The organism is Citrobacter sp. ANG330, from assembly GCF_047467925.1.
GTDB classification, from domain to species: Bacteria; Pseudomonadota; Gammaproteobacteria; order Enterobacterales; family Enterobacteriaceae; genus Citrobacter_A; species Citrobacter_A amalonaticus_G.
In genome coordinates, this window is sequence record NZ_JASJUI010000006.1 from 53221 (window position 1) to 70158 (window position 16938).

The 16938-nt window shown below is 54.9% G+C and carries 17 protein-coding genes and 1 riboswitch; of the genes, 10 read left to right on the top strand and 7 right to left on the bottom strand.

Going from position 1 to position 16938, the window contains the following annotated elements; genetic code table 11:
- Positions 1–89: 89 nt before the first annotated feature.
- A riboswitch (FMN riboswitch) is annotated at positions 90–239 on the bottom strand.
- 132 nt (positions 240–371) lie between these two features.
- Entirely contained in the window at positions 372–668 is a 297-nt protein-coding gene (gene ubiK, locus QNN88_RS14510; RefSeq protein WP_042324283.1) for a ubiquinone biosynthesis accessory factor UbiK, read from the top strand.
- Positions 669–701: 33 nt separating this feature from the next.
- Here ubiK and glgS read toward each other — a convergent pair whose 3' ends face one another.
- Positions 702–908, bottom strand: a complete 207-nt coding sequence (gene glgS, locus QNN88_RS14515) for a cell surface composition regulator GlgS (RefSeq protein WP_414241021.1) — start codon at positions 906–908, stop codon at positions 702–704.
- A gap of 326 nt (positions 909–1234) precedes the next feature.
- Here glgS and QNN88_RS14520 point away from each other — a divergent pair, with 326 nt between their 5' ends.
- Positions 1235–1294 (top strand): type I toxin-antitoxin system Ibs family toxin, encoded by a 60-nt coding sequence (locus tag QNN88_RS14520; RefSeq protein ID WP_414241022.1) that lies wholly within the window; start codon positions 1235–1237, stop codon positions 1292–1294.
- 121 nt (positions 1295–1415) lie between these two features.
- Here QNN88_RS14520 and hldE read toward each other — a convergent pair whose 3' ends face one another.
- The 3 genes from hldE to QNN88_RS14535 form a co-directional block, all read right to left on the bottom strand.
- Positions 1416–2852 (bottom strand): bifunctional D-glycero-beta-D-manno-heptose-7-phosphate kinase/D-glycero-beta-D-manno-heptose 1-phosphate adenylyltransferase HldE, encoded by a 1437-nt coding sequence (hldE, locus tag QNN88_RS14525; protein ID WP_414240849.1) that lies wholly within the window; start codon positions 2850–2852, stop codon positions 1416–1418.
- Positions 2853–2899: 47 nt separating this feature from the next.
- Positions 2900–5728, bottom strand: a complete 2829-nt coding sequence (gene glnE / locus QNN88_RS14530; protein ID WP_414240850.1) for a bifunctional [glutamate--ammonia ligase]-adenylyl-L-tyrosine phosphorylase/[glutamate--ammonia-ligase] adenylyltransferase — start codon at positions 5726–5728, stop codon at positions 2900–2902.
- Between the two features lie 105 nt (positions 5729–5833).
- Positions 5834–7135, bottom strand: coding sequence for an inorganic triphosphatase (locus QNN88_RS14535; RefSeq protein ID WP_414240851.1), 1302 nt, complete (start codon positions 7133–7135; stop codon positions 5834–5836).
- A gap of 241 nt (positions 7136–7376) precedes the next feature.
- Here QNN88_RS14535 and QNN88_RS14540 point away from each other — a divergent pair, with 241 nt between their 5' ends.
- Positions 7377–7997 carry a TIGR04211 family SH3 domain-containing protein gene (locus tag QNN88_RS14540; protein ID WP_042998183.1) on the top strand — a complete coding sequence of 207 codons (621 nt, stop codon included), beginning with the start codon at positions 7377–7379 and terminating at the stop codon, positions 7995–7997.
- Positions 7998–8062: 65 nt separating this feature from the next.
- Entirely contained in the window at positions 8063–9304 is a 1242-nt protein-coding gene (locus QNN88_RS14545; protein ID WP_414240852.1) for a multifunctional CCA addition/repair protein, read from the top strand.
- 104 nt (positions 9305–9408) lie between these two features.
- Here QNN88_RS14545 and bacA read toward each other — a convergent pair whose 3' ends face one another.
- Together bacA and folB are read right to left on the bottom strand one after the other, a co-directional pair.
- The gene (bacA, locus tag QNN88_RS14550) at positions 9409–10230 is read right to left on the bottom strand and encodes an undecaprenyl-diphosphate phosphatase (protein WP_042324294.1); all 822 of its coding nucleotides are present in this window, start codon (positions 10228–10230) and stop codon (positions 9409–9411) included.
- Between the two features lie 150 nt (positions 10231–10380).
- Positions 10381–10746, bottom strand: coding sequence for a bifunctional dihydroneopterin aldolase/7,8-dihydroneopterin epimerase (gene folB / locus QNN88_RS14555; protein ID WP_042998186.1), 366 nt, complete (start codon positions 10744–10746; stop codon positions 10381–10383).
- 106 nt (positions 10747–10852) lie between these two features.
- On the opposite strand from folB, the gene plsY reads away from it, so the two are divergent.
- Entirely contained in the window at positions 10853–11470 is a 618-nt protein-coding gene (gene plsY, locus QNN88_RS14560; RefSeq protein WP_414240853.1) for a glycerol-3-phosphate 1-O-acyltransferase PlsY, read from the top strand.
- 33 nt (positions 11471–11503) lie between these two features.
- Here the strand turns inward: plsY and ttdR are convergent, their stop codons facing one another.
- Positions 11504–12436, bottom strand: a complete 933-nt coding sequence (gene ttdR, locus QNN88_RS14565) for an L-tartrate utilization transcriptional activator TtdR (protein ID WP_414241023.1) — start codon at positions 12434–12436, stop codon at positions 11504–11506.
- A gap of 210 nt (positions 12437–12646) precedes the next feature.
- Here ttdR and ttdA point away from each other — a divergent pair, with 210 nt between their 5' ends.
- The 5 genes from ttdA (at position 12647) to QNN88_RS14590 (ending at position 16932) form a co-directional block, all read left to right on the top strand.
- Entirely contained in the window at positions 12647–13558 is a 912-nt protein-coding gene (ttdA, locus tag QNN88_RS14570; protein ID WP_414240854.1) for a L(+)-tartrate dehydratase subunit alpha, read from the top strand.
- The gene (gene ttdB / locus QNN88_RS14575; protein WP_042324302.1) at positions 13555–14160 is read left to right on the top strand and encodes a L(+)-tartrate dehydratase subunit beta; all 606 of its coding nucleotides are present in this window, start codon (positions 13555–13557) and stop codon (positions 14158–14160) included. Before ttdA ends, ttdB begins: the two co-directional genes overlap by 4 nt.
- 48 nt (positions 14161–14208) lie before the next feature.
- Positions 14209–15672: an anion permease gene (locus QNN88_RS14580; RefSeq protein ID WP_414240855.1), complete on the top strand. Its 1464-nt coding sequence runs from the start codon at positions 14209–14211 to the stop codon at positions 15670–15672.
- Positions 15673–15795: 123 nt separating this feature from the next.
- Entirely contained in the window at positions 15796–16620 is an 825-nt protein-coding gene (locus tag QNN88_RS14585) for an urease accessory protein UreD (RefSeq protein ID WP_414241024.1), read from the top strand.
- 9 nt (positions 16621–16629) lie between these two features.
- The gene (locus QNN88_RS14590) at positions 16630–16932 is read left to right on the top strand and encodes an urease subunit gamma (RefSeq protein ID WP_414240856.1); all 303 of its coding nucleotides are present in this window, start codon (positions 16630–16632) and stop codon (positions 16930–16932) included.
- Positions 16933–16938 lie beyond the last annotated feature (6 nt).

A 16938-nucleotide genomic window follows, 5' to 3' on the forward strand; every position in this document is an offset into this window, starting at 1 on the left:
TAAATTTATGGTTACCAGAATCAGGGCAGTCTTAGGAGTACCGACAAGCGGCAAAAAAATAACGTGAGCGGGTCCATGCCCGACTGGATCGTTACTCTCTCCCATCCGGACTCTAACCGTCGGCCCCGGAATTACACCGGATCTGCTGACCTTTAGGTTTGCACCCAAAGCGCTCGCGGGCTTTCAACCTGAGTTGATTTACCGCCGGTGGGGAATTTCGCCCCGCCCTGAGAATAAGCGGATTAACTATAACGCTATTGATTACCTTCATCAACGCCTTTACCCGCATTAACATCACACAATTCTGGTTTATGCCTTTCGCAGATCGCACTACAATGGGCAGTAACACTTACCAGTTCAGGGAAACCACTATGATTGACCCGAAAAAAATTGAGCAGATTGCTCGCCAGGTTCACGAGTCGATGCCGAAAGGGATCCGGGAGTTCGGGGAAGATGTCGAGAAGAAGATCCGTCAAACGCTGCAATCTCAGCTGACGCGTCTCGATCTGGTGAGCCGCGAAGAGTTTGATGTTCAGACCCAGGTGCTGTTACGTACTCGTGAAAAGCTGGCGCTGCTGGAGCAACGGTTGAGCGAGCTGGAAGCACGTCAGGCTACTGAAGAAGTCAAACCCGCACCCGCCATCCCGCCAGTAGAACCGCAAGCGTAAAAACAGCAACGGGCCGTAAGGCCCGTTGACATATCAATGTTCCACTTCTAACTTTCTGGCGTTCAATGCCTGCTGGCAGTAATGCGCGTAGCGTTTGCAAAACCAGCTGCGGTGCTCCTCATCCATATTGCCGGTAACGGCCTGGATATCAACAGGGCGACCTTCCGCCTGCATTCTGGCAAAACTCCGCGCCAGGAAATCGAAATTGTTCATCGAATAAACGCTGTTGTTCATTAGCATATCCTCCAGTCGGTGAATCTCTGTTAAGGTCATATGCTTTTTTCTGATACCAGTATTTACCGGGAGGCGTAGCAGGTTTGTACATATTGTGCGCAAATCAACGGCCTGATGTCACACTTTTAGGGAAATCCTTACTGAAGTTTTTTTATTCCTAATAACCCTTTTCCCTTCACGATTTGACGTTTTGCGTAGACGCTCCAGTAATTCAAAATTGCCGGGCGAAAGGGCTGTACCTGTCAGATGAGTTCGCGAACAATCGTTGAGTCAGCAAGGAGCTGAGACGGGAAAGCCCCTCCCGAAGAAGGGGCTTTAATAAGGAAAGGGTTATGATGATACGGGTCATCATACTGGTTGTGCTGTTACTGATAAGTTTCCACGCTTACTAACAGGCAATCAGAGAGGGGAGCAATCCCCTCTCACCCTTATTCCTTTACTCTAGGTCGAAAAAACAGCAGCGTCAACCGTGAGGAACGCACCGATATAAAATGTTCGATGCGCCTCCAGCATTCATCCTTTATCGCTGTCTTTCTGAATTTTCTTGATGATATTGGTGGTGGAGCAACCGTCTTCAAAGTTAAGCACCAACACTTCACCGCCGTTGGCCCACACTTCCTCGCTGCCTGCTATCTCTTCCGGTTTGTAATCTCCGCCTTTTACCAGCAGATCCGGCAATACGCCTGCAATCAGACGCTGCGGCGTGTCTTCTTCAAAGGAAACCACCCAGTCAACGGCTTCCAGCGCGGCCAACACAATCATACGTTGTTCGAGCGGGTTCACCGGACGCGTTTCCCCTTTCAGGCGTTTCGTCGACGCATCGCTGTTGACCGCGACAATTAAGCGATCGCCCAGCTTACGCGCATTTGCGAGATAGGAGACATGGCCCGCATGCAGAATGTCAAACACTCCGTTGGTCATGACGACTTTCTCACCGCGCTTACGGGCGCTGGCGACCGCCTGTTTCAACGCTTCTTCAGTCATCACACCAAAGCCGGTTTCCGCACGACCACGTACCGCGTTTTCCAGTTCGATAGGCGAAACGGTAGAGGTCCCCAGCTTGCCGACCACGACGCCTGCCGCAGCGTTGGCAAAGAAACACGCTTCTTCCAGCGAATTACCGGCCGCCAGCGTCGCCGCCAGCACGCCAATCACCGTGTCGCCTGCACCGGTCACATCATATACTTCCTGCGCCTGCGTCGGCATGTGCAGCGGCGCTTTACCCGGTTGCAGTAGCGTCATCCCCTGCTCGGAGCGTGTCACCAGCAGTGCGGAAAGCTCGAAATCGGCAATCAGCTTCATGCCGCGTTCCACAATCTCTTCTTCGCTTTTGCATTTTCCTGCTACCGCTTCGAACTCAGAGAGGTTCGGCGTCAGCAGCGTCGCGCCACGGTAGCGTTCAAAATCGGTCCCTTTCGGATCAATCAATACCGGCACACCGGCTTTACGCGCCAGGGAGATCATCTGCTGAACACTGGCCAATGCGCCTTTGGCATAGTCAGACAGCACCAGCGCGCCAATAGAGCCCAGCGCCTGGTTAATGCGTTCATGCAGCGGCTGTGGGTCTACACCTTCAAAACCCTCTTCAAAATCCAGACGAATCAACTGCTGATTACGTGAAAGAACGCGCAGTTTAGTGATCGTCGGATGGGTCGGCACAGAAACGAAGTCGCATTTCACGTTGACGTCCGCCAGCGTTTTGCTGAGCGCGCGTGCGGCATCATCGATACCGGTCAGTCCGACCAGACGCGAATTTGCGCCCAGAGAGGCAATGTTCATCGCCACGTTGGCTGCACCGCCCGGCCGTTCTTCGATGGTATCCACTTTCACCACCGGTACTGGCGCTTCCGGCGAAATACGGCTGGTGGGCCCGTACCAGTAGCGATCCAGCATCACATCACCGACGACCAAGACTCCTGCACGTTCAAACTCTGGCAGCGTTACTTTCATTCCTGTCTCCTGAGAGATTCAAAATTTGCGCGCGATAATAGCACACTTCATTCTTCAACCAGCCACTTCTGCCAGCTTGCCCGCACCAGCGTGCGCTCGGCGTCAAAACAGGTTTGCGCCACATGACCTGGCAGTTCCTGTAAAGCAAGATGATGTAACTCATCACGCAGCGTGGTATAGGCGTGGGTCAATGCCATCGCCTCCTGCTCGTCCATAATGTCGTTTTGCGCTAACAGTTCCAGAATGCGCACATTATCCGACCAGCGGGTCAGTTTAGGTTTGTCATGGGCATAACGTAACACCAGATATTGCGTGATAAATTCGATATCGGTAATACCGCCTTCATCGGCTTTAATATCAAAGCGATCGCGATGTTTATTGCCCAGATGCGCGCGCATTTTTTCACGCATTTCGCGCACCTCCGTCTGCAACGTTTTGCCGTCGCGAGGCAGCGTCATGATATCGCGACGCACGGCATCAAACTGCGAGGTCAGTTGCGGGTCGCCATAAACGACGCGGGCACGCACCAGCGCCTGATGCTCCCACGTCCAGGCCTCATTTCTCTGATAATCCGCAAAGGCCTCGGCAGAGGTCACCAGCATACCCGCAGCACCCGACGGGCGCAGACGCGCATCCACTTCATACAAAATGCCGGAAGAGGTGCGGGTGCTGAACAGATGCATAATGCGCTGTGCCAGACGCAGGTAGAACTGGCGCCCGTCAATTTCGCGCTCGCCGTCGGTCATCACATCAACCGGGCAGTCATGCAGGAAGATCAGATCGAGATCGGAGCTGTAGCCCAATTCCCAACCGCCCAGTTTGCCGTAACCCACCACCGCAAAGCCGCGCCCTTCCCGCTCAGCCAGATGCGTCGGCTGGCCATAGCGCGCGGCCATTTGCAGCCACGCCTGCTGGACAACGGCATCAATCATCGCCTCCGCCAGCCAGGTCAAATGATCGCTCACTTTCATTACCGGTAACGTTTCGGCGATGTCGGCGGCAGCAATACGCAGAAGCTGCGCCTGTTTAAACTGACGCAGAGCTTCCAGTTGTTGTTCTTCATCCTCTTCCGGCACGCGCAGCAGATATTGACGAAGCTCATCGCGATAAGCATCAGTCGCCGTCGGCTGATAGAGCGTAGCCGGGTCGAGTAGCTCATCCAGCAACAACGGGTAACGCGCCAGTTGGCTGGCGACCATCGGCGACGCGGCGCAGAGCGAAATCAAATGCTTGAGCGCACCGGGAAATTCACTCAACAGTTCGAGATAGGTGGTTCGCGTAACAATGCCCACCAGCAGCGGCGTAATGCGCGACAGAGGCACGGCGGGATCCTGGCGCGTACAGACATCGCTCAGCAAGTGCGGCATGAGATGATCGAGTACCTGACGCCCGCGCGGACCAATGGTGCGCTTATCCAGCTCTTTACGAAAATCAGCAATTAAGGCCAGCACGCGAATACGATCGTCATCTGCAAGATGCGACAATACGGGCGGCGTATCGTCCTCCTGCAAGGCGTCCTGCCACAGTTCGCGCCACTGTTCTGACAGCGCATCTTCCTGGGTTTCCGTTTCATCATCGCCGATCAGCTCATTAAACACGCGGCGCACGTTCGCCATGTGCGCCTCGAGCATTTCGGTTAGTTGCTGCCAGTCATCAGCATTCATTCCCCAGGCCAGCCGCGCCCGGTTAAGTTCATCCCCCGGCAGTGTCTGCGTTTGTTCATCATTAATACTTTGCAGCAGGTTTTCCAGACGGCGCAGGAAGAGGTAGGCCAGTCGCAACTGTTCGGCATCGTTTTCCGGCAGCAGATGCAGTGCGGCGATCGCACGTAAAGTTGGCAGCAGCGAACGGGATTGCAGCGACGGCTCGCGGCCGCCGCGAATCAACTGAAACACCTGCACGATAAATTCAATCTCGCGAATGCCGCCCGCGCCGAGCTTGATATTGTCTTTCAGCCCCCGACGACGCACTTCACGGGCAATCATCCCTTTCATATTGCGCAGCGACTGAATCACGCTGAAATCGATATAGCGGCGGAAAACAAACGGGCGCAGCATGGCGCGCAGCTCATCGACATAGCGACCATCGGTATCACCCATAATCCGCGCCTTCACCATCGCATAGCGCTCCCAGTCGCGCCCCTGTTCCTGGTAATAATCTTCCAGCGCGGCGAAGCTCAATACCAGCGGGCCGCTGTCGCCAAACGGACGCAGCCGCATGTCTACACGATAGACGAAGCCATCCTGGGTAGGTTGATCCAGCACCTTAATCAGCCGCTGTCCCATGCGGGTAAAAAACTGCGCGTTATCCAACTCCCGACGTCCACCCTGAGTGGAGCCGTGCTCCGGCCAGGCGAAAATCAAATCAATATCCGAAGAGAAATTCAGTTCGCCGCCGCCCAGTTTGCCCATACCCAAAATCAGCAACGGCTGTGGGATACCGTCCTGGTTGCACGGCGTTCCCCATTCGCGACAGCAGGCGTCGTACAGCCAGTCACGTGCACCAACAATCAACGTCTCGGCCAGATGGCTTAGCTGCTGCAGAATATCGGTATCGTCCACTAACGACAGCGCCTGCGCCCAGGCAATTCGCACCATCACACGGCGACGAAACAGACGTAGCGCATGCATTAGCGCCGCTTCATCATTCACCGTTGCCAGCGTCGCCTGCAACCATTCTCCGTACTGTTGCCACTCATCAGCCTGCGGCGGCGAGCTTTCCAGCTCCGTCAGCCAGTGAGGATGGGCGATAACGCTGTCCCGCACAAAATCACTGAATGTAAGTACTGACTTCGCTTGTACGCCAGATACGGATTCAGGTAACTGTTCTGCAATGATTTGCCAGTACTGCTGTAACGGTGAAGAGAGCGGCTTCATTAAAAGGTTCCTTAAAGTTACCGGAGGGCAGCGTTGCGTCTTATCCGGCCTACACAACATGCCAGTCTGCAGGCCTGATAAGCGTTGCGCCACCAGGCACTTCAGTTAACGTTTTCCGCTGTGCAACCAGAACGGTTCCTGGTTATTCGCCTCATTGCGGAAATGTTCAATTTCAATATGTTGACCGTTGGCGATAGCGTGATATAGCCCTTGCCAGTTCTCCAGCCAGGCACGAACAACCACGTCTTCGTAATAACCCGCCAGCAGCAATACGCTGTCGATATCACGGCGTAAACGCGGCAATTGATCACGATACTGGTCGCCCAGCGGCTGACCAAAAACGCTTTTCAGCTCTGCAGCGGTACGTGAAAGATGGATATCGGCGAACCGCTTGAAAGAGTCAGCCATTTTCGCCTGCGCCTTTGCATCAAGGAACGGCTGCCAGGCTTTGGTCACCAGCCAGTCGGTCAACGCCAGTTTCGCCATTGCCGTTTGGGTGGTGTAAACCGCAGTGACGGCAGACACCGCAGAGACAATCGTCGCTTCCGACTGAGTGAGCAGATCGCGTAAGTGAGTGCTCGCTTTACGCGGAACAATACCGCCAAACAGCGTCAGCGTATGGCGAACGAGACCCATCGCAGCCAGAACGTCTGCTTTCGCCGCCTCATTGCCACGCACCCAAAGTTCTTCATGGTACTGCCATTGCGCCAGCGCCAATTCCAGAGACGCTTCCAGCCCTTGCTCTACGCTGGCTTTCGCGGGCGCTTTCAGTACGTTGGTGGTTTTGATTTCGCGTGGGGGATTCCCCTGCGCCAGATGATAACCGCGCGCGGCTTTACTCAGGCTGCCCTGACGCAGCCCCGCCTGGCTCACCAGTTGATTTGCCAGCTTCAGCACCGCACGGGTGTTACCATTCAGCAGTTCAAGCTCCAGCTCGCAAATCGGCTCAGCCAGCTCGCCCGCTTTCACTTCGCCCAAATCGAGAGCGATTTCAATCTGGCTGCCATCCACCTCCAGCAGCCATTTTTCGCGTTCAAAATCAGTGCTGAACAGCGGCTGCACGCGAGTGACGAGATCGGCAGGCAACTCACCGTTTGGCCACACTTGCGGCGGAAACTGCGTTAAATCCAGCGTGGGCTCGTTCAGGGGGACGTTGTATTCGGGTCGCTGATGTAAACCGCCGGTTACTCGCCCGGCGATTTTCAGGGTCATCTCGTAGCGCCCTTTTTCCCCACGGATACGCAGCCCCATATCGTGGCGACGCAGCCAGTTATCTTCAGTTTCGTAATATATATTGAGTAACGGGCTGGGCGCATGATGCTCGCCTTCGAGCGTATTGAGGTGGTCACGCAGCGCATCGACGGCTTCGCGATGGACGATAAATTTTAATTCAATTTCCTGAGCCATGGCCTTGTACTTACCGGTTATGTCACATAAGAGAGGATCACGACGAACTAACGGTGATCTTTTTTGTCAGTAGATAGTATTTTGCGCCAAATTGCCATGCAACGAGCAATTTGACGGGCGTAAAAGTTTTGAAGTAGCGGTAAAACGGACACAGATGATTCCGATTGATGTTGAATGCTTTGCGTAGAGACACTGATACCACTACTATCGTTCCACTTTCTATGACAATAACGACAGCCTGATGCCAAAATTACGCCTGATTGGATTTATGTTACTCGCACTTAGCGCTACTGCCGTGTCACACGCCGAAGAAAAGCGCTATGTCTCTGATGAACTGAACACCTGGGTCCGCAGTGGTCCGGGGGATAATTATCGCCTCGTCGGCACGGTCAACGCGGGCGAAGAAGTCACACTGTTACAAACTGACGCCAACACGAACTACGCGCAGGTTAAAGACAGCACCGGGCGGACGGCCTGGATCCCGATGAAAGAGCTGAACAGCACGCCCAGCCTGCGCACCCGCGTGCCGGATCTGGAAAATCAGGTCAAAACGCTGACCGATAAGCTCAACAATATCGACACCACCTGGAATCAACGCACGGCGGACATGCAGCAAAAAGTGTCGCAGAGCGATAGCGTGATCAACGGGCTGAAAGAAGAGAACCAGAAGCTGAAGAATGAGCTGATTGTGGCGCAGAAGAAGGTCAGCGCCGCGAATTTGCAGCTTGATGATAAGCAACGCACCATCATCATGCAGTGGTTTATGTATGGTGGCGGCGTACTGGGGCTCGGCCTGCTGCTCGGTTTGATCCTGCCGCACATGATCCCAAGCCGGAAACGCAAAGACCGCTGGATGAACTAAATCGCCTTCTCCGCCACACTGTCATATGATTAAGGGATTGTATTTCCCTGGAGAGGTGGTGTGGCGTGAAGATTTATCTGGTCGGTGGTGCGGTACGTGATGGATTGTTAGGGCTACCGGTTAAAGATAAAGATTGGGTGGTGGTTGGCGCCACGCCGCAACAAATGCTCGACGCGGGCTACCAGCAGGTAGGTCGCGATTTTCCTGTTTTTCTCCATCCGCAAACCCACGAAGAGTATGCCCTGGCGCGTACCGAGCGTAAGTCCGGCTCAGGCTATACCGGGTTCACCTGTTATGCCGCGCCGGACGTCACGCTGGAAGACGATCTCCAGCGCCGTGACCTGACCATTAACGCCCTGGCGCAGGATGATGACGGAGAGTTAGTCGATCCCTATCACGGTCGCCGCGATCTGGAGCAACGCCTGCTGCGCCATGTTTCGCCGGCCTTTAATGAAGATCCGCTGCGCGTCCTGCGCGTGGCGCGTTTTGCCGCTCGCTATGCGCATCTGAGCTTCCGCATTGCTGACGAAACCTTGGCCCTGATGCGCGAAATGACGCACGCCGGAGAGCTGGAACACCTGACGGCAGAGCGCGTATGGAAAGAGACCGAAAACGCCTTAACCACACGCAATCCGCAGGTCTATTTCCAGGTCTTACGCGACTGCGGCGCGTTACGCGTGTTGTTCCCGGAGGTTGATGCGCTGTTTGGCGTCCCTGCTCCGGCGAAGTGGCATCCGGAAATCGATACTGGAATTCATACTCTGATGACGCTGTCAATGGCGGCGCTGCTCAGCCCAGCCGTTGACGTGCGCTTTGCCACACTGTGTCATGACCTCGGCAAAGGCCTGACGCCGCCGGAGCTCTGGCCGCGTCACCACGGGCATGGCCCGGCGGGCGTCAGGCTGGTCGAACAGTTATGCCAGCGCCTGCGCGTCCCGAATGAAATCCGTGACTTAGCCAAACTGGTGGCGGAGTTCCACGATCTCATCCATACCTTCCCGATACTGCAACCAAAAACTATCGTGAAGCTGTTTGATTCGATCGACGCCTGGCGTAAACCGCAGCGCGTGGAGCAAATTGCGCTCACCAGCGAAGCCGACGTGCGCGGACGGACAGGATTTGAAGCGGCGGATTATCCGCAGGGACGTTTGCTGCGTGAAGCGTGGGAAGTGGCGCAATCGGTGCCCACCAAAGACGTTGTCGAGGCCGGATTTAAAGGTATTGAGATTCGCGAGGAGTTGACCCGACGCCGGATTGCGGCACTTGCCCGCTGGAAAGAGACCCGTTTTCCGAAGGCGGTCAATTAAGGTGTGAATGCCGGATGGCACGGCGCTTATCCGGCCTACGATATCGCATCTCAACGCGTAGGCCGGATAAGGCGTTTACGCCGCCATCCGGTATAAGAGGTCTGTCAGAAAAACACCACATAAACCGCCGCGGCGACGATAAAGCGATAGATTGCGAACGGAATGAACGAGATCCGCTTAATCAGTTGCAGGAACGTTTTGATAGCAACCAGCGCAACCACAAAAGCGGTGACAAACCCAACGGCAAACATCGGAATATCGGCCACGGTCAGGAACGACCAGCTTTTGTAGAGATCCAGTGCGGTTGCCCCCATCATCATCGGCACCGCCAGCAGGAACGAGAATTCAGAGGCCGCGTAACGGCTTACGCCCATCAGCATCCCGCCAGAAATGGTCGCCCCGGAACGGGAGAATCCCGGCCACAGCGCCAGACACTGGAAGCAGCCAATCATGAACGCCTGACGGTAAGTCATGTCATCCAGACCAGGCGCGCGCGGCTCCTTTGGCTTCAGGCACTCTGCGGCGATCAACAGTAAACCTCCGACCACCAGCGCATACATCACATTAACCGGGTTAAACAGCGATTTGATCGTATCGTGGAACACCAGTCCCAGCACCACTGCCGGGATCATCCCCAACAGAATGTGGATCAGCGTTAAGCGGCCTTTGCTTTCCCCTTCACGCTGCAACGGACGACCAAAGTGAATGCCGATCAGACCAAACAAACGCCGCCAGAACATCACGACGACCGCAAGAATGGATCCCAACTGAATCACCACCTCAAAGGTCTTTGCCGTATCACCCTCAAATCCCAGCAGATGGCCCACAATGATCATGTGACCGGTGCTGGAAACTGGCAAAAACTCCGTCAATCCTTCGACCACACCCAAAATTGCCGCAATCAGCAGCGAGTGCATATCGCTCATCAATAAACCCCTAAGTAGAAAAATTTACAGCGCAAAATGATCCAGCTTTATACCCTCAATAATTCGAGTGCAGCCAACGCACCTGCAACCTGAAGTATGACGGGTATAGGACTCTTTTATATCCGTTTGGTTTAACAAAGATGAAGATAATTATTTTTCTTTCAGATTATTGCTACGCTCAATGATTACGCCCACATTGGCCGCGCGCGCCACCGCGCCAGGCTTGCTGAGTTTGATGCGCACCCAGGGTGAGTTAAAGCGTGTGAGCAGCAGTTCGGCCACCTCTTCGGCTACGCGCTCCACCAGCGCAAAACGCCCACCTTCTACGTGGTTAACGATCGTCTCGGCGATATCCGCGTAGCTCAGGCAGTCGGCAACATCGTCACTTTTTGCTGATTTTCGGTTATCCCACGCCATTTCGATATCGAACACCAGCTTCTGTTCTATCGTCTGTTCCCAGTCGTAAACACCAATCGTGGTGATGACCGAAAGTTGCTCTATAAATACAATATCCATCACGACCTGCCTGCTTTTTGGCTAACCCGGATACCACTTCCGGCGAAATATGCGTATTATCCACAGAAGTAGCGTTTTACACGACATTTTCAAAACGGAACAGCTTATGAGTGCAATCGCGCCTGGAATGATCCTCTTCGCGTACCTCTGCGGCTCCATTTCCAGTGCCATTCTGGTGTGCCGCATTGCTGGCTTACCCGACCCGCGCAGCAGCGGCTCCGGTAATCCTGGCGCGACCAATGTGTTACGAATCGGTGGCAAGGGAGCAGCCGTAGCGGTCCTGATTTTTGACGTCCTGAAAGGGATGTTACCCGTCTGGGGCGCCTATGCGCTGGGCGTCAGCCCGTTCTGGCTGGGTCTTATCGCCATCGCCGCCTGTCTGGGGCATATCTGGCCAGTCTTCTTTGGCTTCAAAGGTGGGAAAGGTGTCGCCACAGCGTTTGGCGCTATCGCCCCTATCGGTTGGGATCTCACCGGCGTAATGGCAGGCACCTGGTTGCTCACCGTCCTGCTAAGCGGTTATTCGTCGCTGGGGGCAATTGTCAGCGCGCTGATCGCGCCGTTCTATGTCTGGTGGTTCAAACCGCAGTTCACCTTCCCGGTCTCCATGCTGTCGTGCCTGATTTTGCTGCGCCATCATGACAACATCCAGCGCCTGTGGCGTCGCCAGGAGACAAAAATCTGGACCAAATTGCGCAAGAAACGCGAGAAAGATCCTGAGTAAGATTGAGCGGAAAAGGGGGATGTCAGGCGCAGCTTACAGCACCTGATAGCCTTCGTCCGGCTTGCCTAATCGCTGCTGACACCATGCCGCCAGAAATTCCACGCAGACTCTGAGCTTCACGCTGCGATACAGCGGCTCCTGATACACCGCCCAGATATTGGCGCTCTGTGCGTACTCCGGCAATACCCGCACCAGTTTGCCGCTCGCCAGAAACGGCTGCACATCCCACTCCGAACGCAACATGATGCCTTTACCTTCCAGCGCCCATTGCAGGACGACTTCACCACTATTGGAAGAGAGATGCCCGCTGACTTTGACCGATTTTTTCGTGGTGCCATTGCCCAGTTCCCATATTCCGTGCGTCATATCACGTTCTTTTGTCACCAGACAATCGTGGTGACTTAATTCCTGCAAAGTTTTGGGTTCTGGATATTTTTGTAAATATCCAGGAGAGGCACACAATATTCTTTTATTCTTTGTTAACAAATGCGCAATATAATAATCCGGAATTTCATCGTTAATACGAATATCAAGATCGATATTATCCTGAACCAAATCAATTTGCCGATCGAAGAGTTCAAAATGCACCTGTAATTCAGGATAATTGCGCATCAATTCAGTAATGGCAGGCGCAATGTGACTGCGGCCAAATCCGAAGCTACAGCCAATACGAATCATTCCTTCCGGGCGCGTTTTGATTTGCGTCACATCATCAATCAGGCGCTGATATTGCGTCAGGATCGCCAGCGCCTGTTCGTAACAGCGATGACCACTTTCCGTCAGCGCCACCCCGCGTGCGGAGCGGTTAAGCAGCGTAGCGTTGAGCGTGGTTTCCAGGATCTGAATCCGCTTCGTTACAAAGGCAGGCGTTTGTCCGAGGGCACTTGCCGCTGCGCTAAAGCTGCCCGTATGGACAATTTCCACCAGCACCTGAAGGTCTTTGGCTAAGGGCCAGTTTTTCAACATTTTCGGGGTATCCATAAAATTGATACCTGAAGTGTAATTCGCGATTTGAGGATAATCTCTGCCTTTGCTCAATTTTCATCGTCTTTCTTCGCCATCATTCACGAACTGTTAATTGCACATACACAGCGACAACGAATATAAAACCACACTTTTGATGGTAGTTTATGAGGGAGAATTTATTTCCAGACAAATAAAAGAACTGGAGTTGACATGATGAGCAATAAAAATAACCAAAATGCGGTTAATACGCTGACGGAAATAGTCGCCAATTTTACCGCCATGATTTCTACCCGAATGCCAGACGATGTGGTGGACAAATTAAAACAGCTGCGGGATGCCGAAACCTCGAAGATGGGGCAAATCATCTACCACACAATGTTCGACAACATGCAGAAGGCTATCGATCTTAACCGTCCGGCCTGCCAGGACACCGGTGAGATCATGTTCTTCGTGAAGGTCGGTTCCCGTTTTCCGCTATTGGGTGAGTTGCAAAGCATTCTCAAGCAAGCGGTGGAAGACGCTACAGTGAAAGCGCCACTGCGCCACAACGCGGTAGAAATTTTTGACGAAGTGAATACCGGTAAAAACACCGGTAGCGGCGTACCGTGGGTGACGTGGGACATCGTCCCTGATGGTGAAGACGCGGAAATTGAAGTCTACATGGCCGGTGGTGGCTGCACGTTGCCAGGGCGCTCCAAAGTGCTGATGCCTTCCGAAGGCTACGAAGGCGTGGTGAAGTTCGTCTTTGAAAACATCTCGACGCTGGCCGTCAACGCCTGCCCGCCGGTGCTGGTCGGCGTGGGGATCGCCACCTCCGTTGAAACCGCCGCTGTGTTGTCGCGCAAAGCGATCCTGCGTCCGATAGGCACCCGCCATCCGAATCCCAAAGCGGCAGAGCTTGAATTGCGTCTGGAAGAAGGACTCAACCGGCTGGGCATTGGCCCGCAGGGGCTCACCGGCAACAGTTCGGTGATGGGCGTGCATATTGAATCCGCCGCGCGCCATCCGTCCACCATTGGCGTGGCGGTTTCCACGGGTTGCTGGGCACACCGTCGCGGTACGCTGCTGGTCCATTCTGACCTCTCCTTCGAAAACCTGTCTCACACCCGGAGCGCGTTATGAAAAAGATCCTCACAACCCCGATCAAAGCTGAAGACCTGGAAGACATCCGCGTGGGCGATGTGATCTACCTGACCGGCACGCTGGTGACCTGTCGCGACGTCTGCCATCGCCGACTGATCGAACTGAAGCGCCCGATCCCCTACGATCTCAACGGCAAAGCGATTTTCCATGCCGGACCTATCGTGCGTAAGAACGGCGAAAAATGGGAGATGGTCTCCGTTGGTCCAACGACCAGCATGCGCATGGAAGCCTTTGAAAAAGAGTTCATTGAGCAAACCGGCGTCAAACTGGTGGTGGGTAAAGGCGGCATGGGGCCGCTAACGGAAGAGGGTTGCCAGAAATTCAAAGCGCTGCATGTGATCTTCCCGGCAGGCTGCGCGGTGCTGGCAGCCACCCAGGTGGAAGAGATTGAAGAGGTGCACTGGATGGAGCTTGGTATGCCGGAATCGCTGTGGGTCTGCCGGGTAAAAGAGTTCGGTCCGCTGATTGTCTCTATCGACACCCACGGCAACAACCTGATCGCCGAAAACAAAAAACAGTTCGCCGAACGTCGCGGTCCCATCGTCGACGAAATCTGCGAACACGTGCATTACATCAAATAACCCTTCCGGAGAGGCCTGTGCCTCTCCCTCTTTCGCAGGGATACGACAATGGCACCTTTATCTGGTTGGTGGCGATATCTGGCTCCGCTGGTGGTCATCGCCATTATTGCTGTTTTGCCCGTCCCCACCGGTCTTGAGAGCCACACCTGGCTCTACTTTGCGGTCTTTACCGGGGTTATCGTGGGACTCATTCTGGAACCTGTACCCGGCGCGGTGGTGGCGATGATCGGTATCTCGATTATCGCGGTCCTCTCACCGTGGCTGCTGTTCAGCCCGGAACAACTCGCCCAGGACGGCTTCAAATTTACCGCCAAAGCGCTCTCGTGGGCGGTTTCTGGTTTTTCTAACTCGGTGATCTGGCTGATTTTCGCCGCCTTTATGTTTGGCACCGGTTATGAAAAAACCGGCCTCGGTCGGCGTATCGCGCTAATGCTGGTGAAAAAAATGGGGCACCGCACGCTGTTTCTCGGCTACGCGGTGATGTTTTCCGAGCTGATCCTCGCCCCTGTCACGCCGTCTAACTCCGCGCGCGGCGCAGGGATCATCTATCCGATTATCCGCAACCTGCCGCCGCTCTATAACTCAAAACCCAACGATCCCAGCGCCCGTTCCATTGGTTCATACATTATGTGGATGGGGATCACCGCCGACTGCGTGACCAGCGCCATTTTCCTCACGGCAATGGCGCCGAACCTGCTGCTGATAGGCCTGATGAAAACCGCCTCCCATACGGCGCTGAGCTGGGGCGACTGGTTCTTAGGCATGCTGCCGCTGAGCATTCTGCTGGTGCTGCTGGTGCCGTGGCTCGCCTATGTGTTGTATCCGCCCGTGCTGAAATCGGGCGATCAGGTGCCGCGCTGGGCAGAGTCGGAACTCAAGGAGATGGGACCGCTCTGCTCGCGTGAGAAAAAGATGCTGGTGCTGATGGTAGGCGCGCTGGTGCTGTGGATCTTCGGCGGGGACTATATTGATGCCGCGATGGTCGGTTACAGCGTGGTGGCGCTGATGCTGGTGCTGCGCATCATCTCCTGGGATGACATCGTCAGTAATAAATCGGCGTGGAACGTCTTCTTCTGGTTGGCCTCGCTGATTACGCTGGCAACCGGACTGAATAACACTGGCTTTATCACCTGGTTTGGCAAACTACTGGCAGGCAGTCTGAGCGGCTACTCACCGGTGATGGTGATGGTCGCGCTGATCGTGGTGTTCTGGCTGTTGCGTTACTTCTTTGCCAGCGCCACAGCGTATACGTCCGCACTGGCACCGATGATGATCGCTGCCGCACTGGCGATGCCGGAAATTCCATTACCGGTATTCTGTCTGATGGTCGGGGCGGCTATTGGTCTGGGCAGCATTCTCACCCCGTATGCAACCGGTCCAAGCCCTATCTACTACGGTAGCGGTTATCTGCCGACAGTAGATTACTGGCGGTTGGGAGCGATTTTCGGCCTGATTTTCCTGATACTGCTACTGGCAACCGGGCTTATCTGGATGCCTCTCGTTTTGCTTTAACCCCGTTGGGGCGGCAGGGCTGTCGCCCCTTTTTTCCATAAGCGTCTCATATGACCGTTTTCCCGCCGCGCTGAGGCATACTTTTTGCTATGCAAACACCCTCACGCTGAGAAGGGAAACGTTCTGGAAACCGTTGCGCACAAGACACCGACACGGGGCTGGCAGGCCGAAATCGACCTGCGGTTTACTTGCACCGCGGCCAAAACGGTACTCACCTGCGCACGCCACGTCGGTCCCCTGACAGTTCAGCGCCCGTTTTATCCGCAAGACGGCGTTTGCCACCTCTATTTACTCCATCCACCCGGCGGCATTGTCGGTGGCGATGAGCTACGAATTTTCGTCACACTGGACGAAAACAGCCACGTATTAATCACTCAGCCCGGCGCGGGAAAATTTTACCGGAGCGCGGGTCCGCTTGCCCGGCTGTCTCAGACGTTTACGCTCGCGCCGGATGCCACACTCGAATGGTTGCCGCAGGATACGATCCTGTTCCCTGGCGCAAACGCCAGCCTCCGCTCCGTGTTTCATCTGACATCACAAAGTCGCCTGCTGGGCTGGGATCTGCTCTGCCTCGGGCGACCGGTCATGCAGGAAACGTTCAGTCACGGCACGCTACAAAACCGTCTGGAGATCTGGCGCGACGGGCAGCCGCTGCTTATCGAGCGTCTGAAGCTAACGGATGGAAATCTCACCGCCGTCGCCCGTCAACCGTGGTGCGGCACGCTGTTCTGCTATCCGGCCACGGAACAGATGCTCGACGGTGCGCGGGAACGTCTGGCTCCGCTCGGTGATTATGCCGGGGCGACACTCGTCGACTCACTGCTGACGGTTCGTTTTCTGGCGGATGACAACCTGATTGTTCAGCGCGTCATGCGCGAAATCTGGCAGTTTTTACGCCCGCTGTTAACCCAAAGGCCGCCGCACCTGCCGCGCATCTGGCAAACCTGAGAGACACCTATGGAACTGACCCCCAGAGAGAAAGATAAGCTGTTGCTCTTTACCGCCGCGCTGGTGGCGGAGCGCCGTCTGGCGCGCGGACTGAAGCTGAACTATCCGGAATCAGTGGCACTCATCAGTGCCTGGATTATGGAAGGCGCACGCGATGGCAAAAGTGTCGCCTCGCTGATGGAAGAAGGTCGCCATGTCCTGACCCGCGAACAGGTGATGGAAGGCGTTCCGGAGATGATCCCGGATATCCAGGTCGAAGCGACCTTTCCGGACGGCTCAAAGCTGGTCACCGTTCATAGCCCGATTATCTAAGGAGAA

Excerpts from the sequence above, each read along its gene's own strand:
- QNN88_RS14535 (WP_414240851.1), bottom strand. The coding sequence starts at position 7,135 with ATGGCTCAGGAAATTGAATTAAAATTTATCGTCCATCGCGAAGCCGTC.
- folB (WP_042998186.1), bottom strand. The coding sequence starts at position 10,746 with ATGGATATTGTATTTATAGAGCAACTTTCGGTCATCACCACGATTGGT.
- plsY (WP_414240853.1), top strand. The coding sequence starts at position 10,853 with ATGAGTGCAATCGCGCCTGGAATGATCCTCTTCGCGTACCTCTGCGGC.
- bacA (WP_042324294.1), bottom strand. The coding sequence starts at position 10,230 with ATGAGCGATATGCACTCGCTGCTGATTGCGGCAATTTTGGGTGTGGTC.
- QNN88_RS14580 (WP_414240855.1), top strand. The coding sequence starts at position 14,209 with ATGGCACCTTTATCTGGTTGGTGGCGATATCTGGCTCCGCTGGTGGTC.
- glnE (WP_414240850.1), bottom strand. The coding sequence starts at position 5,728 with ATGAAGCCGCTCTCTTCACCGTTACAGCAGTACTGGCAAATCATTGCA.
- ubiK (WP_042324283.1), top strand. The coding sequence starts at position 372 with ATGATTGACCCGAAAAAAATTGAGCAGATTGCTCGCCAGGTTCACGAG.
- hldE (WP_414240849.1), bottom strand. The coding sequence starts at position 2,852 with ATGAAAGTAACGCTGCCAGAGTTTGAACGTGCAGGAGTCTTGGTCGTC.
- QNN88_RS14540 (WP_042998183.1), top strand. The coding sequence starts at position 7,377 with ATGCCAAAATTACGCCTGATTGGATTTATGTTACTCGCACTTAGCGCT.
- glgS (WP_414241021.1), bottom strand. The coding sequence starts at position 908 with ATGCTAATGAACAACAGCGTTTATTCGATGAACAATTTCGATTTCCTG.
- ttdR (WP_414241023.1), bottom strand. The coding sequence starts at position 12,436 with ATGTTGAAAAACTGGCCCTTAGCCAAAGACCTTCAGGTGCTGGTGGAA.
- QNN88_RS14590 (WP_414240856.1), top strand. The coding sequence starts at position 16,630 with ATGGAACTGACCCCCAGAGAGAAAGATAAGCTGTTGCTCTTTACCGCC.
- ttdA (WP_414240854.1), top strand. The coding sequence starts at position 12,647 with ATGATGAGCAATAAAAATAACCAAAATGCGGTTAATACGCTGACGGAA.
- ttdB (WP_042324302.1), top strand. The coding sequence starts at position 13,555 with ATGAAAAAGATCCTCACAACCCCGATCAAAGCTGAAGACCTGGAAGAC.